Raw genomic sequence first — 21,213 nt, 5'->3', positions numbered from 1 at the left:
TTTATCAGTACATTAAAATCCGGTTTCTATAAAAAGCAACAAGAAAGTCTTGGGCAATTTGTGCAACCAATTGAAGTTCCATGATTTAGCGAATGCAAAAATCGCGGGGTTTGTGAGCGATAACGATAACGATTACGATTACGAGCACTTAGAGAAACTGGGTTGTGGGCAATGCCCACGTCAGGAATGAATCCTTTCATAGATCAACGAAACGATACATCAACCTTTACAAAATATACCGGCCGAGGTCGCGGGATTCGGTGATCTTGGCGAGGCGGGATTCGACTTCGGCGGCGGTGATGGTCCAGTTTCGGCCCTTGGCTTCGGGACCCTCGAAGGAAATGTCCTCGAGCAGGTATTCCATGACGGTGTGGAGGCGTCGCGCGCCGATATTCTCGGTCGCCTCGTTGATGTTTTGTGAAATGCGCGCGATGGCTTCGATGGCGGCATCCTCGAACTCGACCGTCACACCCTCGGTTTCGAGCAGGGCTTGGTATTGTTTTATCAACGAGTTGCGCGGCTCGCGGAGAATGCGCGAGAACTCCGCGGCATGGAGGCTGTCGAGTTCGACGCGAATCGGAAACCGGCCCTGAAGTTCGGGGATCAGGTCGGACACCTTGGTCATGTGGAACGCGCCCGCCGCAATGAACAGGATGTGATCCGTGCGGACGGGGCCGTGCTTGGTGACGACGGTGGATCCCTCGACGATCGGCAGGATGTCGCGCTGAACGCCTTCGCGCGAAACATCCGGGCCGTGCCCCGGCGAACTGCGTCCGGCTATCTTGTCGATTTCGTCCAGAAAGACAATCCCCGCGTTTTCGGTGCGTTCGATGGCTTTTGCCACGACCGTCTCCATGTCGATCAGCGCGCCCAGCGCTTCCTGTTCAAGGATGCGGCGCGCCTCGGCGACGCTTACTTTGCGCCGCTTGGTCTTCGGCGGCATGAGGCGTCCGAACATTTCCTGGACGTTGACGCCCATTTCCTCGAGGCCGCTGTTCGAGAAAACCTGCATCATGGACGTCGGCGCGGTTTCGCGGACTTCGATCTCGATTTCGCGCGATTCGAGTTCGCCCGCGCGCAACTTGCCCAGAATCACTTCGCGCACGCGGGCTTCGGCGGCGGCATTCGGGTCCACGGGCGCCTCGTCGCCGGCGTTCGGATCCATCGGATGAAACGTGCGCGGGCGTGGGGGAGAGGGCGGTAGGAGGACATCGAGCAACCGTTGTTCGGCCTGTTGCCGGGCCTCTTCCGCCCGTTCGCGCTTCATCTCTTCGCGGACCATGCCCACGCCGACTTCGAGCAGTTCCCGAATCATGGATTCGCAGTCCCGGCCCACATAGCCGACCTCGGTGAATTTAGACGCCTCGACCTTGATGAACGGCGCGTCGGCCAGGCGCGCCAGGCGGCGCGCGATTTCCGTCTTGCCGACGCCCGTCGGGCCGATCATGATGATATTTTTAGGCGCGACCTCGTCCCGCAAGTCTTCGGAGAGGCGCAGACGCCGCCAGCGATTGCGCAACGCGATGGCCACCTTGCGCTTGGCGTTGTCCTGCCCCACGATGTACTTGTCCAGTTCCTCGACGATTTGGCGCGGTGTCAATTCCTGCATGTGAAATTCCTCTTGAGGCTGTAGGCTGTAGGCGGTAGGAATATTCTACTCGCACAGGGAACGGATAAGACCATTCAGCACCTTTCCGGTTTCCTCGCAAAGGGATTGTAGGGGCATGTAACCGGCATCTCGCGCGCAACCCCAGTCTGCGGGCGAGCGAAATCGGATCCTCGAGTTTCCGTGCCGGCCCATAGGCGATATCGAGAAAATGCACATAACCGGCTTTTGTCTGCCTTGCGCTGCCTTCAACGATGTTCGAAACCACCGATACGGCTGCGCGGCGTATTTGTGCGGTCAGTCCGAACAACTCTTCGCGGGGGAACTCGCGTGTAAGTTTGTGGACCGCCATCGCCATTGCGTCCGCAAGTTCAAACGCTTTCAGCTTCCAATGATCGCGCATCTTTTCTTCCTACAGCCTACAGCCTATTCCGTTCCCCGGGCGCTGTGAAAGGTCTGGATAAACGCGCGGGGCTTGTCGGGTGAAAGCAGCACCGGAATGTCATTTGCCCGTTCAATCAGCACGAGCCGCTCCTTGCGGGTGATATAGACTTGGATACGTTCCCAATGCGGTCCGGTCAGAATGTCCGTGTTCCCGAATATCCACCCCGTGCCGTACACCCGCCGTGTACCATCCAACGCGCCCCGTTCAACCAACGTCAAGGATTGAATGCCCGCGCTTGGGATGCGAATACACCCCCTGCGCCGTACGACGACGATGGCGCCGGGCGTAATCCGGTATCCCGTTATGCCGTATTGCGACAGCGCCAACACGACGCACAATATTGCGGCGGCGCCCAGAAAACACAATCCGGAGGCCGATTGCGCCGTTCCGAACAGCAGGAATCCGTTCAAAACCAAAATGCCGGCCAACGCGATGAGAATACCCACCGCTAAAGCGGTTGCCGTCCAGACGACCGCGTCCCACGAACACGGAAAGAACGGCCCGGTTTCATCATTGAATCGGTCTGTTGATGTCATCCAGCGAATCCTTCAATGATTCTTCCCCGGCTTTTTTGGATTGCGGCGCCGCGTTGCTTCATTTTCATGGGATAGGAGAATAGCGCGTCGCGACGTAGGTATCAATAATGCCGCGAAACGCCGCGCCGATTTCCTCGGGCGTGCCCGACAGCGTGGCCGTCCGAAGGCCGTCAATAAACACGGGGCAGTGCGGTTCCTCATCGTTTCCCGGCAGGCTGATCCCGACGTTGGCCGCCTTGGATTCGCCGGGCCCGTTGACAATGCAGCCCATGACGGCAATCGTCATGGTTTCCACGCCCGGATGCTTCCGCCGCCATTCCGGCAGTCGAGCGCGCACATAGGCTTCCGTCTGTTCCGCGAGACGCTGGTACAACGCGCCGGCGGTGCGCCCGCACCCCGGACATGCCGTAATCGTGGGCGAGAACGACCGCAATCCGAGCGCCTGCAGCAATTCGCACGCTGCGTACGCCTCCTCGCGGCGGTCGCCGCCCGGACGCGGCGTCAACGATACGCGGATCGTGTCGCCGATACCTTCTTCCAGGAGCACCGCCATCGAGGCTGCCGACCAGACAAGACCCTTGAGGCCCATTCCGGCTTCCGTTAGACCAAGGTGCAGCGGTTGGCGCGTTGCGCGGGCGAGATCGCGGTAGAGTCGAATCAGGTGGCGCGGCGAGGAACTTTTGCATGAAATGACGATCCGGTCCTCGCCCAGCCCGCTTTTCAACGCCAGTTCCGTGGAATCCAGCGCCGAACGAATCATGCACTCGTTGAGCATGTCGTCCGGCGAACGGCCCAGATCCCGTTCGATATTCTCGCGCCGGACCGCCTCCACGAGGTCCGGGTTCAGCGAACCCGCGTTCACGCCGATGCGCACCGGCTTGCCATGGTCCGCCGCGATGCGGCAAATGGTGGTGAAATGCGCGTCCCGGGTGCGCCCCGCGCCCACATTTCCGGGATTGATGCGGTACTTGTCCAGCGCCGAGGCGCATTCGGGAAACTCCCGGAGCAAGACATGCCCATTGTAGTGAAAATCGCCTGCGATGGCGGCCATGCACCCCGCGTCCCGCACGCGCCGAACCAACTCGCCCACGCCCGACGCCGCTTCATGCGTGTTGACCGTGACCCGGACCAGTTCCGAGCCCGCCTCGGCCAACTCGATAATCTGGCGCGCCGTCGCCGCGACATCCACCGTGTCCGTGTTCGTCATCGTCTGCACGACGATCGGCGCGCCCCCGCCCATCGTCATGCCGCCGACGGGAACCGCCACGGTGTTGTGGCGATGATAACCGTTATCTTTGCCTGCCGCCGTCATGGAATTACCGGCCAACCCTCGCGCGGCGCACCCCATGCGCGCCATGGCCGAACAATATCAGGGCGCTCCCCGAAAACGCAACGCAACAGCGCTTGCATCGTCAGGCGCGCATTGCGCCGGGAGGCGGCTTGTGCTATTCTTTTGGAACGCGGTCGGGAAACGTGTAATTCGGAATCGGGAAAGGAATCCGTGCAAATGAAGATGCGGCTTGGCTATGTGGGATTGGCCCTGCTCGTTGTGTCGGGCGGGGTCGTGTACGGAGAGACGGTTGACGGGATCGTGGCCACGGTGGGCACGGAGGTCATCCTGCACAGCGAGTTGGTGGAACTGGTCGCGCCTGCCCTGAATGATCTGCGGGGGAAGGTTGCCAACGAGGAACAGTTCAACGAGCAGGCCGGCGTCCTTCTCCATCAGGCGATGGAAGACGCGATCAACAACCGCATCCTCCTGCGCGAAGCCCTTCTCGCGGGCATTGACGTGGACAAGGCATTGGTCGAGGAGCGTATCGTGGAAATCAAGAAGCGCTTCGCGACCGACGAGGAATTCGAGAAGGAAATGGCCAAGGCGGGCGAAACCATCGCGGACCTGCGCGAGCGTGTCAAAAAGCAAATCCTGGCAACGAGTTACGGCTTGAGCAAGCGCCGTGGATTTGAGAAAGAGGCCTCTGTGACCGAGGCGGACATTGACCGGTATTACCGCGAACATCCGGACGAATTCGTCCATCCCGAACGGGTGCGCGTCCGCCGGATTTTCTTGGAAGCCAAGCCCGACGCCGCTGAACGCGCGCAGGTTGAGGCCCGCATGGCGGAAATCAAAAAGGAAGCGGACGGCGGCGCCGATTTCGCGGCGCTTGCCCGGACCTATTCTGCCGGGCCGGAAGCCGCCGACGGCGGTCTGCTGGGCTGGGTGACCCGGGAAAGTTTGGTGAAAGAACTGGCCGATGCCGTGTTTGCCTTGCCGGAAGGCGCGATCAGCGACGTTCTGTCCACGCAATTCGGATTGGTGATTTTCAAAGTCGAGAAGAAAGAAGACGCGGGCGCCATGGGGCTGGATGAGGCGCGCAAGCAGATCGAGCCGCAGTTGCGCGCAAAGGCCGCCGCCGAAAAATTCACGAAATGGATGGCGGAACAGCGCAAGCGCAGCCGCGTGCGGATTTTCGAGGCATCCTAATCAATTCATGTTGAGCCGTGCATTGAAAATGGCCTTTTGGGTCATGTACGACCATCTAGGCAAGTTGTTGGTGGCCAATTTGTTATGGGCTTCCGCCGTGGCGGTTCCCGGTGTTCTGGGACTGTCCGTCCTTGCCTCCGGCGAACCGGGCGCCGGGCTGTTCATCGCGTTGCCGTTGCTGGTTTTATCGGGCGCGATACTTCTGCCGGTCATGACGGCGGGATTGGCGCACATGGCCAAGGAACTCATAGATACCCGTGACGGCTCCCTAGGCGATTTTTTCCAGGGCATTCGCCTTTATTGGCGGAAAGCGGCGGCATTGGGGGTTCTGTATTGGACGGCGGCGATTTGCCTTGGAACGAGCGTCTGGTTTTACGCGATTCATTTGCGGGACAGCGTTCCCTGGCTCGGTTACGCCATCAGCGCGACCGCACTGTGGTGTCTGGTTTTTCTCGCGTTGACGGGCATGTTGCTGCTGCCCGCGCTGGTTCAGAAAAAGGACGGCATCTTCGGCACGCTGAAACTGGCCGCCCTGCTGGTGGTGGACAATCCACTGTTCAGCGCCGGCCTTGCCGTTCATTTTCTGATTCTTGCCGGTCTTTCGATTGTGCCCCCGTTTTTGTTCCTGGTGTCGGGATCGTTGGGCGCGGTGCTGGCCACCAGCGCCTATGAAATGCTGGCGCGCAAATACGCCCACAAACAGGCGCTTGCGGAAGGGCATCTCTCGCCGGCCACCAAGAGGGATGCCATTTTCGGCGACGAGCAGGACGATTATTTGAATCGTGGTTTACGGGACGCGTTGTTCCCGTGGAAGGGATGAACGAGTGCGGATTGCAGCCCTTTGCGCAATCTCCGCGGTTTCGCTCTCAACAGGAAAGGAAAAGGCAATATGACGAGAATTACTGGAGTTGTGGCGCGCGAGATCCTCGATTCCCGGGGAAATCCCACGGTCGAGGTGGATGTGTATTTGAGCAGTGGCGTGATGGGACGCGCCGCAGTGCCGTCGGGGGCTTCGACGGGCGAAAACGAGGCTATCGAATTGCGCGACAAGGATCCGAAGCGTTACCTGGGCAAGGGCGTCGAAAAGGCCGTCGCAAACGTCAATGACATCATCTCCGAGGAGATCCTGGGCATGGACGCGTTTGAACAGCGGGCCCTGGATTCGCTCATGATTCAACTCGACGGAACCCCGAACAAATCGAAATTGGGGGCCAATGCGATCCTGGGCGTTTCGCTGGCAGCCGCCAAGGCGGCCGCGAATGCGCTTGAAATACCGTTGTATCGTTACATCGGCGGGGCCAATGCCTATATGCTGCCGGTCCCGATGATGAACATCCTCAATGGCGGCGCGCATGCGGACAACAATGTGGACGTACAGGAATTCATGGCGGTGCCGGCGGGCGCAAAAAGTTTTCGCGAGGCCCTGCGCATGGGCGCCGAGGTGTTTCATGCGCTGAAAAAGGTGCTCAAAGATCAGGGGTTGAACACGTCGGTCGGCGATGAAGGCGGTTTCGCCCCCAACCTGAAGTCCAATGTCGAAGCCATCGAAGTCATTCTGAAAGCCATCAAGGCGGCCGGGTACAAGGCCGGGAAGGATGTTTTCATCGCGATCGATCCGGCGGCAAGCGAATTCTACGATGCCAAAACGAAGGCATACGTTCTTGGCGCGGAGGCCAAACCGAAGAAATCCGCCGCCGAAATGGTCGCCTTCTGGAAGGAATGGGCCGGAAAATATCCCATTATTTCCATCGAGGACGGGATGTCCGAGTCCGATTGGGCGGGCTGGAAATTGCTTACCGACGAACTGGGCGGCAAGATCCAACTGGTCGGCGACGATAATTTCGTCACCAACATGAAATACCTCGCCAAGGGAATCAAGGAAGGCGTCGCGAATTCGATTCTCGTGAAGGTGAACCAGATTGGTTCATTGTCGGAGACGCTCGACACGATCCAGTTGGCGCACCGGGCCGGTTACACGACGGTCATCTCGCATCGGAGCGGCGAAACCGAGGACTCCACGATTGCCGACATCGCCGTCGCGACCAATGCCGGCCAGATCAAGACCGGTTCGGCTTCGCGCAGCGATCGCATCGCGAAGTACAACCAGTTGCTGCGGATCGAGGAACTCCTTGGGGATCAGGCCTATTATCCTGGTCTTGCGGCTTTCACGCGCCTGGGCAAATAAACCGAATCCCGGCCGGGCGGGGTGGACCCCGTCCGGCCGGTTGCGTAAAAGCGATAAGCCTGCTATGCTGAAGGGCAGTCGAGGCATATCCGATGGACAATCGCGACACGGTATGGTTCATGCTGGCGCTCGTGCTGGTAAGCGTCTTGACGTTATGGTATATGAGCGAGCGGAGACTCGTTGAACGATATAGCGGCCACCAGCAGATGCAACAACAGACCCAGGCCGCGAAGGAGCAAATCCAGCGTCTTGAAAAGGAAATAGAGAACACCCGGCGGCGAATCGAACACCTTGGCAGTGACCCGATGGAAATCGAGGCCGCCATTCGCCGGAGCAAGGATTTGGTCCGCGAGGGTGAAAAAATCTATCGTATTGAAAAAGCGCCAAGCGATGCGCCCCCTCAGCCTTGATCCATTCGAAGGGGCTATGCTTGAACATAAGGACATTGAGTCGGAACTGACACACGAAATCGAGTTGAGCAGTCCGGAGGAAGCCATCAAGCTTTTCGGACGCAATGGTGAGTTGCGCAAACGTATCCAATCCGAAACCGGCGCACGAATTGTGGACCGTGGGGCGAAGGTCGTGATTCTTGGCAGCGAACCGGATACCCGTGTCGTGGGCGAAGTGCTCGATGAAATGCTGCAGGCGGTCCGTCGCGGCCATACGCCGTCCATGGGCGACGTGGTGTATGCCCTGGATGAGGCGCGAACTCGCGGCGCCGCCGATTTGGGCGCCGTCCTCGCGCAGGAACCGGGGGCGCTGCGGCGCGAAATGCACATTAAACCCCGTACCCGCGGTCAAGGGGAATATCTCGATGCGCTCGAATCCCATGAAATCACGATGGTGATTGGACCGGCTGGAACGGGAAAAACCTATCTGGCGATGGCGGCGGCGGTGTCCGCGCTCCTGAACAAACAGGTTGGGCGCCTTATCCTGACCCGGCCCGCCGTGGAAGCCGGCGAGAACCTCGGATTCCTGCCCGGGGACCTCAAAGAAAAAGTCAATCCGTATCTCCGTCCGTTATATGATGCGTTGCACTCGATGGTGGACAGCGACCGGGTATATCGCTTCCTGCAACGCGAGACGATCGAAGTGGCGCCGCTTGCGTTTATGCGCGGCCGCACGCTCGACCACGCCTTCGCCATTCTGGACGAGGCGCAAAACACGACCACGGAGCAGATGCTCATGTTTCTGACGCGGCTGGGAACCGGTTCGCGTGCCGTCGTGACTGGCGACATCACCCAAATAGACCTGCCCAAAGGCGTCAAGTCCGGCTTGGTGGAGGCCTCGCGCATCCTGCGCAACACGCCCGGCATCGCCATTATCCACTTGAGCAAGCGCGATGTCGTTCGGCATCCGCTGGTGCAGCGCATCGTGGACGCCTATGAGGCGGAATCGCGCGGCTTGCACAGCGGGCGGTCTGAATCCGAAACGGCGCATCTGGACGCGGCAACGGGTAACCGGTCATGACCTTTCCTCAAAGGGATCGCAGGAGGGCCCGGCGGGCCGGTGGTTGGAGTGTTGGCCTGTGGCAGATTTCACCGGACAGGCCATGGCTGCAAAAAAACATGGCCATCCAATTGTTTGTCGTTTGCCTGGCCTTTGCGGCGCTGGTCACCCGCCTCCCCGGATTTTCGATTCGGAGCATCGGATACGATATTGAAAATCAGACGGTGGCCATGGAAGAAGTCCGCGCCGCCATCCCGTTTCAGTCCGAGGACTTGCAGGCCACCAAGGAAAAGCGCGACGAGGCGGCCAAAGCCACACTGGACACATACCGTGTCGATCGCGAGCGCGTTGCCAAGCAGTTGCAGTTGCTGGACGATCGCATTCAGTTTCTGGCTTCGAAGCGCGCGGAGATCGCAAAAGCGGTTCGTGAAGCCTTGCAGACCTCCACTTCGGCGCAGTCTGAAGAAGAAATAGTCCGTAAGGCATTGCTGGCTTTTGTGGAGCGCATCGAGCCGGAACTGCGCCTGGACAAGCCGGTTGATGCCGCGGCGCTTGCCTGCTGGATTGAACCCGCTCCGGAAACATTGCCTAAACGGGTGTTTGCCTCCACCCGCAACCGGCCGCGGCAAACGGTGGTCTCCTTGCAGGAGCCTCCCTCCGCAACGTATGTGATGGCCAATCTGCGTGATCTTTCGCAACTGGCCCGCGACAGCCTTGAATATGTCCTGTCCTATGGAATTTTGCCGGAAAATCGTGTCCCGGCCGGGGAAGACGAGCGCTTTTCCGTGATTCGCGATGTCCTGGTGGGGGATTTGAAACCGGTCGAAGAGATTCCATGCAAAAAACTGCCCACGGTTCGTACCGCGCCGGATCTGTTGCGAGCCCGGCTGGCCGACGTTGCACGGGAAGCGGCTTCGCGAAACGTGGCCGACCGTCCCGTGGACTGGACGCGTCTCCAACAGGCGGCTTTTGAGTTGGCCCGCACCTGCATCACCGAAACCTTGTCCTACGATGCCGTGTATACCGAAGGCGCGCGGGAACATGCGCGGTTGATGGTTCCTCCCGTCGTCAAGGAAATTCAGACCGGTGAGGTTATCCAGCGCAGCGGAGATCGTTGGACTGCCCAGAGCCGCGCGGATGTCCGCGCGTATTGGGCCAAACTGCGGGCGCGCCAAGCCCCGTGGTCGCGACTGATCGGCATCGCGTCGGCCAACACGGTTCTTGCCGCATTGGCCGTGGCATGCCTCGCGCGTGTCATTGCCTTTTTAACGCGCAAGTCGGATGTGGCGCAGCGGCATATGCGCGTGGTGTGTGTTTTGATACTGGGAACGCTTTTCTTGGGCCGGGTGATTCAGTACTTCGATCCATCGGGTTTTTCGGCGCCCATCGCCGCCGCGGGTATTCTTGCGGCCATTCTAACCAATGCCCGCGTGGCGGTCATGGCGTCGGTTATCGCGGCCTTTCTGATCTCCATTCAATACGGTTACGATTGGCGTTTGTTCGTGGTCGGCGCCTCGATGGCCCTAGCGGGGGTTTTCGGCACGTTCCGGGTTCGCCGCCGCGGCGACATGACCCGCGCGGCCCTCAGCGCCACGATAGTCGGCATCCTTGTGGTGCTCGCCGTAACCATCGGCATGGACTCCTTGGCGCCCGGCGCCGTGCTGCGCAGGGTTCTTTTGGTGCTGGGCGGGGGTGTCGCTTGCGTGTTCATCGTGCCGGGCGTGCTGTCGCCGCTGGAACGTCTCTTCGGCATCACAACCGATATCCAGTTGCTCGAATTCAGCGATCTCAACAACGAATTGCTCAGCCGCATCGCCATCGAAATGCCCGGCACCTATGCCCATTCACTGATGCTGGGTCAACTTGCCGAAGCGGCGGCGGATGCAATCGGCGCCAATGGACTGCTGGCGCGGGTTGCGGCTTATTATCATGATGTGGGCAAACTGCGCCATCCGGAATATTTCAGCGAAAACCAAAGCGGCCCCAACATCCACGACACCCTGCCGCCGCGGGCCAGCGCGCGCGCCATCGCGGCCCATGTGGCGCATGGCGTCGAAATCGCCCGCGAACACCACCTCCCCCAACCCATCATCAACGCCATCCAGGAGCATCACGGTACGACCCTCATCAGTTTCTTCCATCAGAAAGCATGCGAACGGCAACGGCACGACGAAGTGCGCGAAGAGGATTACCGGTATCCCGGACCCAAACCGCAAAGCCGCGAATCGGCCATCCTGATGATTTGCGACGCGGTGGAATCCGGCGTGCGGTCCATTAAAAGCCCCAACGAGGAACGTATCCGCGACTTTGCCGACAAGATCATCATGAACCGGTGGTCGGATCGCCAACTCGAGCAATGCCATCTGACCTTGCGCGACCTGGACGCGATCAAAGAGATTCTTGTAAGCCGCGTCATGACATCGTTCCATACGCGCATCGCCTATCCGGACAAGGGCGGCGATCGCAGCGCGGCCAATGTTATTCCCATGCCCGGCGGATGATTCGAAACATGATGGTTCTAACGCTGGAAAATCGTTCCGTCCTGAAACAACTTTATCGCCCCGACGCGTTGCGCCGGATTCTCGCGCGAATCGCCGCCGGCGAAAAACATGAAACCGGCGGGATTGTGCATGTCGTATTTTGCGATGACGCCGAAATGGCCGCCTTGAACCGGAAGTATCGGAAGGCGCGAGGCGCCACCGACGTGCTGGCTTTTGCATACAAACCCGTTCCCGGATGCCCCGGCACGAAAAAAAACCTCGGTGACATCATCCTATCCCTGGAAACCATTGAACGGCGCTGTGCCGGCGACTTGAAATCCATGCGATTTGAAGTCCGTCTGTTGTTTTGTCATGGTGTTTTACATCTTCTGGGATACCGTCACGACAGCGCCGCGCAATGCCGTTCAATGGCTGAAAAACAGGCCCGGTATCTTGGCGTGACGCCCGAAGAAGCCTGGCTGATCAAGCATTGAACCAAGGAAAATGACGAGGATGGTTTCACGGAGGAAACGGCATGAAAGGGGATCGGTTCTGATCCCCGCCGGCCTGTGTGCGTTGATCCTGCCGATTACCGCGTCATTCGTCGCCAAGGCCGATGCGGCCGCTGTATTGACGTATGGCGCGTTATGGGAAAACTTACCGCATTTCTTCCCGGCCAATGTACTCGTTTTACTCGGCGCGCTTTTGGTGCTGTCCGCTCTTTTTTCTTCCTGCGAGACGGCTTTTCTGGCGATTCAGAAACCCCGCCTCCGCGCCATGCGTCAGGAAAAGGCGCTGACGGCGCGATGGGTCGTGGCGATGCTGGACGAGCCGGGACGGCTTCTGACGACCATCCTCGTCGGTAATTTGCTCGTCAACACCCTTATCGGCGTAATGCTCGGAAGCCGCCTGAGCGGCTGGTTTGAAGCCGCCGGGACGGGCGCCGTTGTTTCTTATTCCGCCACGATAGCGATTTGTACGACGGTGTTGCTCGTTTTCGGCGAGGTTCTCCCGAAAGTCTTTGCCATTCGTGTGCAGGAAGCCTATGCGCGAGTGGCGGTCGTTCCGCTTCTTGCCGCCGATCGTCTGCTGGCGCCGCTCTGCGCCACGCTGTTGCGCGTGACGGATTTTTTGTTCCAGATCACGCATTTCAGCGCATTCCATGCGGCGCCGTACATCACCGACGAGGAATTGAAAACTATTCTTTCGGACGAGCAGACGCCCAGCGCCATCAAGGAGGAAGGACGGCAGATGATTCGCCGTATTCTCGAATTCCACGATGTGTCGCTTCGCGAGATCCTGATTCCGCGCCCGGACGTGATTGCCTTGTCGGAAGACGCCACCGTCGCCGAAGCCCACGCCCAATTCCGCGAATACGAATTTTCGCGCATCCCCGTTTACCGGGATGATTTGGATCACATCGTGGGCATCCTTTTCGCCAAGGATCTCCTGCCCAGTGTGTTGCAGGGCGAAACATCCCGGACGGTCAAGAGCCTTGCGCGCCCCGCCCACTTTGTGCCGCAGACCATGAGCGTCCAGCAATTCATCCGAAATGTCCAGCGCCAGCGGTCTCACATGGCCATCGTGGTGGATGAATACGGCGGAACGGCCGGAATCGTGACCCTGCACGATGCCATCGAGCAGATTGTGGGCAGTCTTGGCGACGAGGGAGACGAGGAACAACCGTCCTGCGAACGGGTAGCCGAAGGCGTCTATCGCGTCAGGGGCAGCGTCCCGATTGAAGAACTGAGCGATCTGCTCGAAATTCCGTTGGAAGACGAGGAACACCACACGGTTGCGGGATTTCTCATGGCCCACATGGAAAAGGTGCCTGCCGCGGGCGACACGTTCGTGCATGCCGGCGTTCGTTTCACGGTCGAACGCGTCGAGGGCAAACGCGCCGATACGGTCCGCGTGGAAATGGCCGCCGAAACGGAGGAGGGACCCGCATGAGCTTGTTCATTTCCTTCCTTGTGTTGTTGGCCGCCTTGGCGCTGCAGGCCCTTTTCGAAGGGTACGAGATCGGATTTATCAGTTCGAATCCGATCAGCGTGCGGCGGCTGGCCGAACAGGAGCGTTCGGAACGCGCCGCGCGCCTATTGCAATGGATTGAAACACCTGATCGGTTGATTGCCACGATTCTCGTCGGGGCAAACCTCATGGTCGTGATTTGCACGGTCGTCGTGTCGCGGATGGTCGAAACCCTTGTTCCGGTACATCTGTCCGAAATCGTCAACAATCTGATTTCGACCCTGTTCCTTGCGCCGATCATGCTGATTTTCGTGGGAATAATTCCCAAAAGCGTTTTCCGGACCATGCCCACCCGGCTTTCGCTGGCATTTCTTCCGGCCATCCAGTTCTTTTATCGCATACTGGCGCCGGTGGCCATTCCCTTCACTTGGCTGGTTCGCGGTTCCCTTTATCTGATAGGCGCCGAGCAGCGTCCCATCCGCCCGCTGGTCTCTTCGCTTGAGGAAGTGCGCGACTTGGTGGACGAAAGCGTGGGGCAGGGCGCCATCGAACCGGAAGAACAGGAAATGATTCATTCGGTGATCGATCTGCAGGACATGACCGTCAAGGAAATCATGGTGCCGCGCATTGCCATACAAGCCCTTCCCGACACGGCCACGCGAACGGAACTGGCCAAACTTTTTGTCGAAACGGGGCGCACCCGCGTCGCCATCTACCGTGAAACCATCGATCAGATTATCGGGGTCGTCAGCGCCTATGCGCTGCTTCGCGACGAGGATCCCGCCTGTGAGGACATCGCGCGATTCGTGAAGCAAGTCCGTCATATTCCCGATACCATGAAAGTGGGTGACCTCCTGCGAGAATTCAAGCAACACAAGCAGCATATGGCCATCGTAACCGACGAATACGGCGGCACGGACGGCCTCGTCACCATCGAGGACATTGTCGAGGAAATCCTGGGGGAAATTCAGGACGAGTACGACAACGAGGAGAGCCAGATCCACAAGTTAGGTCCGAACGCCTATGTCGTTGACGCGCGCATGCCGCTCGAAGAAGCCGCGAAGGCCATCGGCATCCCGATCGAGGACGATGAGGTCGAAACCATCGGTGGATGGCTGATGCACATCGCCGGCTGCATTCCGGCGCAAGGACAAGTCATCGAACATGAGCGCCTGCGCATGACGGTGCTTGCAGGAGGCGCGAGCCATGTGTCGCGCATCAGAATGGAGTTGTTGCCCGATTCAAAGCCGAAGACCGAAACCTGAGATGGCGGCATGTCCGCTCAACGGATCCTTCGGCTATGCACAGGGAGCCGGACAATGAATGCGATTTCAGCCAGAGGTCTTACGAAGATCTACCCGCGCCAGTTGGGCAGAAAGGCCGTCCCTTCGCTCGACCACCTTGATCTCGATGTGGGTGAAAACGAGGTGTTTGGCTTCATCGGACGCAACGGGGCGGGAAAAACGACGACCATCAAGTTGATTTGCGGGTTGATCTTTCCGACGGCCGGCGAGGTCAAGATCCTCGGACGCGTCGCGCGCGATCCGGGCGCGCGGCGCGCTATCGGTTATCTGCCCGAGAACCCGTATTATTACGAGTATCTTACCCCGGTCGAAACGCTCGATTTCTACGGGCAGTTGAATGGCCTTGACGCCTCCGGGCGCCTCCGGGAATGGGACAAATTGTCGGAATTGCTCGACCTGCGCGATATCGCCCGAGAACGAATCCGCGGGTTTTCAAAGGGCATGCGGCAGCGTCTGGCGTTTGCCGTGGCGCTTGTCGGCGATCCGCGTATCCTGATTCTCGATGAACCCATGAGCGGCCTCGATCCCATCGGCCGACGGGCGACGCGAGAGTTGATTCTTCGCTTGAAGGCGGAGAAGAAGACCGTGTTTTTTTCGACACACGTCTTGAGCGACGTCGAACAAATCTGTGACCGTGTGGGTGTTCTTGTCAAGGGCCGCCTCAAGGCACAGGGCCGACTTGACGAACTCCTGAAACGACATGTGCGTCATGTCGAGGTGATAGCAACCGGCCCCATGGATGTTCCGGAACCGCCTGTTCGCATATCCGAGGCGGGTTCCCATTTTCATGCGCCCGATCTGGAATCGGCGAACGCCCTGGTGAAACGCATTCACCAAACGGGGGGGCATCTGGTCGAATTCAACCCCATCCGCGAATCCCTCGAGGACTATTTCGTGCAGAGGCAGGAGGATTGACATGCGCACCTATGCCATCGCCCGCAACACGTTCCGCGAAGCCGTCCGGGACAAGGTTTTGTATGTGCTGCTGTTCCTGGCGGGGGCATCCATTCTCGGATCGAAAGCCCTCGGCTGGATCAGCGTGGGGCAGGACGTCAAAATCATGAAGGATTTCTCGCTGGCCGCCATTCAGGTGTTCGGCGTGCTCATCGCTATTTTTGTGGGCGCCAATCTGGTCTACAAGGAAATTGACAAGCGAACCCTTTATACGATTCTTTCGCGGCCGATTCGCCGATACGAATTCATCCTGGGCAAATACATGGGCATGGGGGCGCTCCTGCTTGTCATAACGGCGGCGATGGCGGTCGTTGCCACCCTTTACGTGCTGGCATTGGGCGGGACGCTGAATTCTTCCTTCTACTGGGCGGCCGTGCTTATCTATGCCGAACTCCTGCTCCTGACGGCCTTCGCCACGCTTATGTCGTCGCTGGCCGCCCCCATCCTCGGTGCGTTCGTCGTGCTGAGTTGTTTTTTTCTCGGCCATGCGACCGGCATTCTCGTGGATCTGCCCAAGCCGCTCGCTGAAAGCGCTTTTCGTCCCATCTTCCAGATTTTCTATTACATTGTTCCGAACCTTGACCATTTCAACATTCGCGCCGAGGCGGCCAACGGCGTTGCGGTGTCGTCGCTGTATTGTCTGTGGGCGCTTGCGTACGGCGCGGCCTATACGGTGATGTTGCTGATTCTTGCCGTACTGGCGTTTGAGGAAAAGGACGTCTAGTTCGATGCGCGCCCGGAGGATTCTCATCGGTCTGTTGGCCGTCGTGCTGGGATTCGGCGGCGCCGCGGGCATCCAGCGGCGTCTTGAGGCAATCCATGCGCAAAATCGCGGCGATGAAATGCTCTATCTTCCCAATGAGAAAATACTCAACCATTTTTGCGCGGGCATGGACAGCATCGTCGCCGGATTCCTGTGGCTGAAATGCGTTCAATACACCGCCGAACACTTCCATTCGGATCAGGATTTCACATGGCTCAACCACATGGCCGACATAATCACCCGGCTTGATCCATATAATGTGCAAGCCTGCCGCTATCTGGCCATCTTCCTTATTTCGCTCAAGGCCGATGACAATGCCGGCATCGAATTGCTGAAACGCGGCATGGCGCACAATCCCTTTGCATACGAACTGCCCTATGAAATCGCCATGACTTATCTGATCAACCGGCGCGAGCAGCCCGATTCGCCCGTTCAAGCCGCCAAGTACCTTGGCATGGCCGTCGAAACCGGCCACGCGCCGCCCTTCGTGCTCGAAGTCGCGCAAGTGCTCCAGGGCGAATACAACTTGCTGGACGTCGAACGTTCAATGTGGATGCATGCCCTTGAAAGCGGCGACCCCTTCATGCGCGAACTGGCGGAGCGTAAACTAGCCGAATTGGATTTGCGTGTTGCCTGCGCGCAACTGGACGGGGCTATTGCCTTGTACCGGCAACGCCATGGGCAGGCGCCTGAAACCATCGAGGATCTGGTAACCGGCGGCATTCTGGACCAAGCGCCGCGCGATCCGCTGGGCGGAAAATTTTTTATTGACGCCCTTGGCCGCGCCCAAAATACAACCGTCCTTGACGAACGCGTCAAGCGCATCAGGAAAAATCTGCAAACGGCCGTCGAGAGTTTTCAGAAACGGTTCCTGCGATTTCCGGCCGCCCTCGACGAACTGGTGACGGAACATATCATGGATGCAATTCCTTCGCACCCGTACGCCGGCCGACGCTGGCTCTACAATCCCGCCACCGGCGCGGTCGAGTAGCGATGGGCCGGATCGGGCGGATCGGGCGGATCAGTCGGATCAGTCGGATCGGACACAATCTTCGCCGCGGTATTGTGTTTCACGGCGGCCGCGTATAAAGTAGCCTGGATATGTCGTGTGAAAATCAATCCCTTAACGATGGAACGGAGTTGCGAATCGCCCGCGCACAGGCTGACCTGCAGGCGCTGGCTGGACGGCTGCATCACCGCCTGCCGAATACCGCCATGGAACGTTCCGCCGCCGAATACATCCACGATCGCCTGAAACCGATTGCGCAGACCGTCGAGATGGACGATTTTTACAGCATAGACAACCCCTTCATCGTCTTTGCGTCTTACTATGCGGAATTCGCGATCGTGTCGTTGCTGGCGATCGGGTGGCCGCTGATTTCCTTTTTCTACGGCGTGGCCGTGTTCGTCGTTTACCTCGCCGAATTCACCGGGTACCGCGTCATGAGCCGTTTCATGCCCCAATTCGAGACACAAAACGTCGTGGCGCGATTCTTCGCGCCCAATCCGCGCAGGACCGTGGTCGTCATGGCGCATTACGACACCGGCCTCAAAGGCCCTCTCGAAAGGCCCGCGCTTCGGCGCTGGTTGCCGTGGCTGCACACCGGGTTGCTCGTTTGCATGATTGGAGTCATCGCCAGTTGCGCGGTCGAGGCGCTGCACGAGGGATCGCCGTCCGGTTTGTACGAAGCCAGTGCACGCTGGGCGGCCACCGGATTTTTGCTGGCCGGGGCCGTACTTGTAACCATCAACCAATGGATGGCGGAGCCCGTCCGCGGCGCGAACGACAATGCGTCCGGCGTGGCCGCATTGCTGTCCCTTGCGGAACGTTTCCGTGAAACGCCCCTGAAGCATGTCGATCTTCATCTCGTGGCGACGGGCGCGAACAAGACCTGGATGAGCGGCGCGAGGCAGTTTGTTTCCACTCATGGATTCGATCGTTCCACAACCTGCTATATCAATTTGGACACGGTCGGTGCGGGTCCGCCGGGCTACACGACCCGCGAAGGCATGCTGGTTTCGTACCGATGCGACCGCGACCTTGTTCAGGCGGCGCGGGAAGCCGCCCCGGCTTACGGCGCCCTGCCGCGTTGCATACGCGCCGCGTCTTGGGATAGCCTAATCCCCTTGGCGCACGGGTATCGGACGATTACCGTAACGGGCGCCGGTGAACCGCAGGAAATGGACAGGATTGCCCATGTGGATGGTTCCAACGTGGTCCGCGCGGCGGATTTCACGGAAGATCTGATCCGCCGATTGGCGGCAACCATCGAAAAAGAGGAGAAAGAACCATGCAAATAAATCCACAGATTTTTCGCGAATACGACATTCGAGGCATTGCCGGAAAGGACCTGACGGAAGACGTCGTCGAGCGCGTCGCGCAGGCGTTCACCGTCATGTTGCGCAACAACAGGAAACACAACACCGTTTGCATTGCGCGCGACGGCCGGCTGAGTTCGAAAGGATTTATGCGCGCGATCGTCAACGGGATTACCTCGTGCGGAGTGAATGTCATAGACCTTGGCGAGACGCCGACGCCGCTGCTTTATTTCGGCCTGTTCAACCTGCCCGTGGACGGCGGCATCATGATTACCGGCAGCCACAATCCCAAAGAGTACAACGGCATGAAGGTGGCCATCGGCAACACGACGATACATGGAAAGGAAATTCAGAAACTCGGCGCCATCGCCATGAAGGGCGGGTTCAAGACCACGCGCAAGCCCGTCACAATTAGGCGCATGGACATCGTGCCGAAATACATCGCCAAGGTCGCGCGAATCATTGACATCAAACGCAGGCTGAAAGTCGTCGTTGACGCCGGCAACGGCGTCGGCGGGCGCATTGCCGTTCCGCTGTACGAAAAACTGGGCTGCGAAGTCATTCCGCTATACTGTGATGTGGATGGCAACTTCCCGAACCACCACCCGGATCCGACGTTGCCGGCCAGCCTCAAGAAACTCATCGCCACCGTGAGGCGCGTGAAAGCCGACTGCGGCATTGCGTTCGACGGCGACGCGGATCGCATCGGCGGCGTGGACAACACCGGTGAAATTCTTTGGGGCGACAAACTGCTGGTCCTGTTCGCGCGATCAATCCTTCGCGAAAAGCCCGGCGCAACCGTCATCGGCGAAGTTAAATGCTCGCGCACGCTCTACAACGACATCGAAAAAAGCGGCGGCAAGCCCGTCATGTGGAAAACCGGCCACTCGCTCATCAAGGCCGCCATGAAACAGTTTCATGCGCAGGTTGCGGGCGAGATGAGCGGCCACATGTTCTTCAAGCATCGCTGGTACGGATTCGACGACGCGATTTACTCCGGCGCGCGCCTGCTCGAATTCCTGTCGCTGGGAAAGAAAACGCTGCACGAACATCTCGCCGACGTGCCCAAGACCTTCGTAACCGAAGAAATCCGCATCAAGACCGAGGAATCGCGCAAGTTCGCCGTCATCGCCCAGGCGACGAAGTACTTCCAGGACGAGGGTTACAACGTCAATACCATTGACGGCGCCCGCATCGAATTTCCGGACGGTTGGGGACTCCTGCGCGCTTCCAACACCTCCCCCGTGCTCGTCATGCGCTGCGAAGCGGACTCCCGCAAGCGACTCAAGGAAATCCACGATCTCATCCGCGCCAAACTGGATGAGTTGAACAAATAACCCAAGGCGGCCCGGCCGCCCTGTCTTAACAACAAGAAGAACGCATCGCCGTTTCCATTGAAACGGCGCCGGCATTGCGTCGGAGACCGGAGAGAGCCATGAGCGCACATCTGTCCATCCTTGTTCTTGTCGTTTTGATTTTTCTTGCGGTATGTCCAACGCCTGCTTCGGCCGAGTTCCGCGCCGGCGCGGCGTTTCGCGTGGTCACGCCCGATCCGCTGTTGCCGGTAACGGGCGGTGCGGGCGGAACCAGTCCCGCCACGAAAAAAATGGGCGAACTAACGGTTCGCGCGCTGGCGATGGAACAGGGCGGCACGCGCGTGGTGTTCGTGGGAACGGATTTTCTCGGATTTCCGGGTGTGCTCGCCTCGCGCGTGCGCGCACAAGTCAGAGACGTACCGCCGGAAAATATCATCATTGGCGCAACCCATACGCACAGCGCGCCGGATCTGTACGGGTTCGTCAACAGGGAGGGCCAGTGCGCCGCGGATCTCCAATACATCGAATTCGTCTGCGCCAAGACGGCCGAAGCCGTCAACGAAGCCGTCAAAAAACTGCAACCGGCTTCGATCAGAATTGCCACGGACAAAGCGCACGGCAAAATCGCGTACAACTACTATGCGCCGCAACTGTACGATCCCCGCATGAGCGTCATCCAAGTTGCAGGAAAGAAAAAACCGATTGCGACGCTGGTGAATTACGCGACGCATCCCGAAATCATCGGCGACAGCCAGGGCATTCTCTCGCCGGATCTCTGCGGGCCGCTGTATGACCGCATCGAGGAAAAGGGCGGCGGCTTGGGGCTCTTTATGAACAGCGCCCAGGGCGGCATGGTCACGGCGGATTGCCGCGGACCGCTGGGCGACATCCAGACATGGGACGAGTGCATCCGCATAGGACAACTCATGGCCGACGAGGCGTTGCGCATCGCGGAAGCGGCCACCCCGCACGAAAATCCGAAACTCTTTTGCGCGGCTTTCGCGTTGCGTTTGCCCATAGATTCGGATCTGCTCTTGGCTATCCTTGCCCATTCACCGCTCGGATACAAAGCCAACGACGACAGGACTATCTCGACGCAAGTCAATCTGGTCAACATCGGCAACGCGCAAATCCTGACTATCCCCGGCGAGGCGCTCCCGAATGTCGGTTATTACCTCAAGCGGAAAATGCACGGGCGGCACAACCTGTTGTTCGGCCTAACGAACGACGCCTTCGGTTATATGCTCTGCAAAGTGGACTGGAACAGTTTCGACCGCTACAAGTACATCACGGAGACGTGTCTGGGTGAAATGACCGCGGAGATCTATATGCAGGAGGCCCTGGCTTTCGCCGATCGATCGCCCCGGCCCGAAGAATGGGACGAAAAGTGAATTGTTAATCGC

Annotated in this window: 18 protein-coding genes and 1 pseudogene; 15 read left to right on the top strand and 4 right to left on the bottom strand. The window is 59.0% G+C overall.

Annotated elements, in window-relative coordinates:
* Positions 1–226: 226 nt before the first annotated feature.
* The 4 genes and pseudogenes from hslU to ispG form a co-directional block, all read right to left on the bottom strand.
* Entirely contained in the window at positions 227–1,609 is a 1,383-nt protein-coding gene (gene hslU, locus P5540_13160) for an ATP-dependent protease ATPase subunit HslU (GenBank protein ID HRT65764.1), read from the bottom strand.
* 196 nt (positions 1,610–1,805) lie between these two features.
* Positions 1,806–1,958: pseudogene (locus P5540_13155) on the bottom strand (four helix bundle protein).
* A gap of 74 nt (positions 1,959–2,032) precedes the next feature.
* Positions 2,033–2,587, bottom strand: a complete 555-nt coding sequence (locus tag P5540_13150; GenBank protein HRT65763.1) for a PH domain-containing protein — start codon at positions 2,585–2,587, stop codon at positions 2,033–2,035.
* A 64-nt stretch (positions 2,588–2,651) separates the two neighbouring features.
* Positions 2,652–3,899, bottom strand: a complete 1,248-nt coding sequence (ispG, locus tag P5540_13145; GenBank protein ID HRT65762.1) for a flavodoxin-dependent (E)-4-hydroxy-3-methylbut-2-enyl-diphosphate synthase — start codon at positions 3,897–3,899, stop codon at positions 2,652–2,654.
* A 195-nt stretch (positions 3,900–4,094) separates the two neighbouring features.
* Here ispG and P5540_13140 point away from each other — a divergent pair, with 195 nt between their 5' ends.
* From P5540_13140 to P5540_13070, 15 genes are all read left to right on the top strand, one after another.
* Positions 4,095–5,069: a peptidyl-prolyl cis-trans isomerase gene (locus P5540_13140; GenBank protein ID HRT65761.1), complete on the top strand. Its 975-nt coding sequence runs from the start codon at positions 4,095–4,097 to the stop codon at positions 5,067–5,069.
* 7 nt (positions 5,070–5,076) lie between these two features.
* The gene (locus P5540_13135; protein HRT65760.1) at positions 5,077–5,889 is read left to right on the top strand and encodes a hypothetical protein; all 813 of its coding nucleotides are present in this window, start codon (positions 5,077–5,079) and stop codon (positions 5,887–5,889) included.
* Positions 5,890–5,958: 69 nt separating this feature from the next.
* Complete coding sequence (gene eno, locus P5540_13130; GenBank protein ID HRT65759.1) at positions 5,959–7,254, top strand: phosphopyruvate hydratase; 1,296 nt, start codon at positions 5,959–5,961, stop codon at positions 7,252–7,254.
* 92 nt (positions 7,255–7,346) lie between these two features.
* On the top strand, positions 7,347–7,664 hold the full coding sequence (locus tag P5540_13125) for a septum formation initiator family protein (GenBank protein HRT65758.1): 318 nt from the start codon (positions 7,347–7,349) through the stop codon (positions 7,662–7,664).
* Positions 7,665–7,680: 16 nt separating this feature from the next.
* Complete coding sequence (locus tag P5540_13120) at positions 7,681–8,724, top strand: PhoH family protein (GenBank protein ID HRT65757.1); 1,044 nt, start codon at positions 7,681–7,683, stop codon at positions 8,722–8,724.
* Between the two features lie 98 nt (positions 8,725–8,822).
* Positions 8,823–11,204, top strand: coding sequence for an HDIG domain-containing protein (locus tag P5540_13115; GenBank protein HRT65756.1), 2,382 nt, complete (start codon positions 8,823–8,825; stop codon positions 11,202–11,204).
* Between the two features lie 8 nt (positions 11,205–11,212).
* Positions 11,213–11,677: an rRNA maturation RNase YbeY gene (ybeY, locus tag P5540_13110; GenBank protein HRT65755.1), complete on the top strand. Its 465-nt coding sequence runs from the start codon at positions 11,213–11,215 to the stop codon at positions 11,675–11,677.
* A 19-nt stretch (positions 11,678–11,696) separates the two neighbouring features.
* Entirely contained in the window at positions 11,697–13,136 is a 1,440-nt protein-coding gene (locus P5540_13105) for a hemolysin family protein (protein ID HRT65754.1), read from the top strand.
* On the top strand, positions 13,133–14,419 hold the full coding sequence (locus tag P5540_13100) for a hemolysin family protein (GenBank protein ID HRT65753.1): 1,287 nt from the start codon (positions 13,133–13,135) through the stop codon (positions 14,417–14,419). Before P5540_13105 ends, P5540_13100 begins: the two co-directional genes overlap by 4 nt.
* Positions 14,420–14,473: 54 nt before the next feature.
* Entirely contained in the window at positions 14,474–15,373 is a 900-nt protein-coding gene (locus P5540_13095) for an ABC transporter ATP-binding protein (GenBank protein HRT65752.1), read from the top strand.
* 1 nt (position 15,374) lies between these two features.
* Positions 15,375–16,136: an ABC transporter permease gene (locus P5540_13090; protein HRT65751.1), complete on the top strand. Its 762-nt coding sequence runs from the start codon at positions 15,375–15,377 to the stop codon at positions 16,134–16,136.
* A 4-nt stretch (positions 16,137–16,140) separates the two neighbouring features.
* Positions 16,141–17,166 (top strand): hypothetical protein, encoded by a 1,026-nt coding sequence (locus P5540_13085; protein HRT65750.1) that lies wholly within the window; start codon positions 16,141–16,143, stop codon positions 17,164–17,166.
* 110 nt (positions 17,167–17,276) lie between these two features.
* On the top strand, positions 17,277–18,476 hold the full coding sequence (locus tag P5540_13080) for a M28 family peptidase (protein HRT65749.1): 1,200 nt from the start codon (positions 17,277–17,279) through the stop codon (positions 18,474–18,476).
* Positions 18,467–19,831 (top strand): phosphomannomutase/phosphoglucomutase, encoded by a 1,365-nt coding sequence (locus P5540_13075; protein ID HRT65748.1) that lies wholly within the window; start codon positions 18,467–18,469, stop codon positions 19,829–19,831. The genes P5540_13080 and P5540_13075 overlap by 10 nt, the downstream gene beginning before the upstream one ends.
* 98 nt (positions 19,832–19,929) lie before the next feature.
* Entirely contained in the window at positions 19,930–21,201 is a 1,272-nt protein-coding gene (locus tag P5540_13070; GenBank protein HRT65747.1) for a hypothetical protein, read from the top strand.
* The last annotated feature ends 12 nt before the right edge of the window (positions 21,202–21,213 follow it).

The sequence above is a fragment of the Candidatus Hydrogenedentota bacterium genome (assembly GCA_035450225.1).
Classification (GTDB): domain Bacteria; phylum Hydrogenedentota; class Hydrogenedentia; order Hydrogenedentales; family SLHB01; genus DSVR01.
This window is presented reverse-complemented; position numbering and strand designations above follow the sequence as displayed.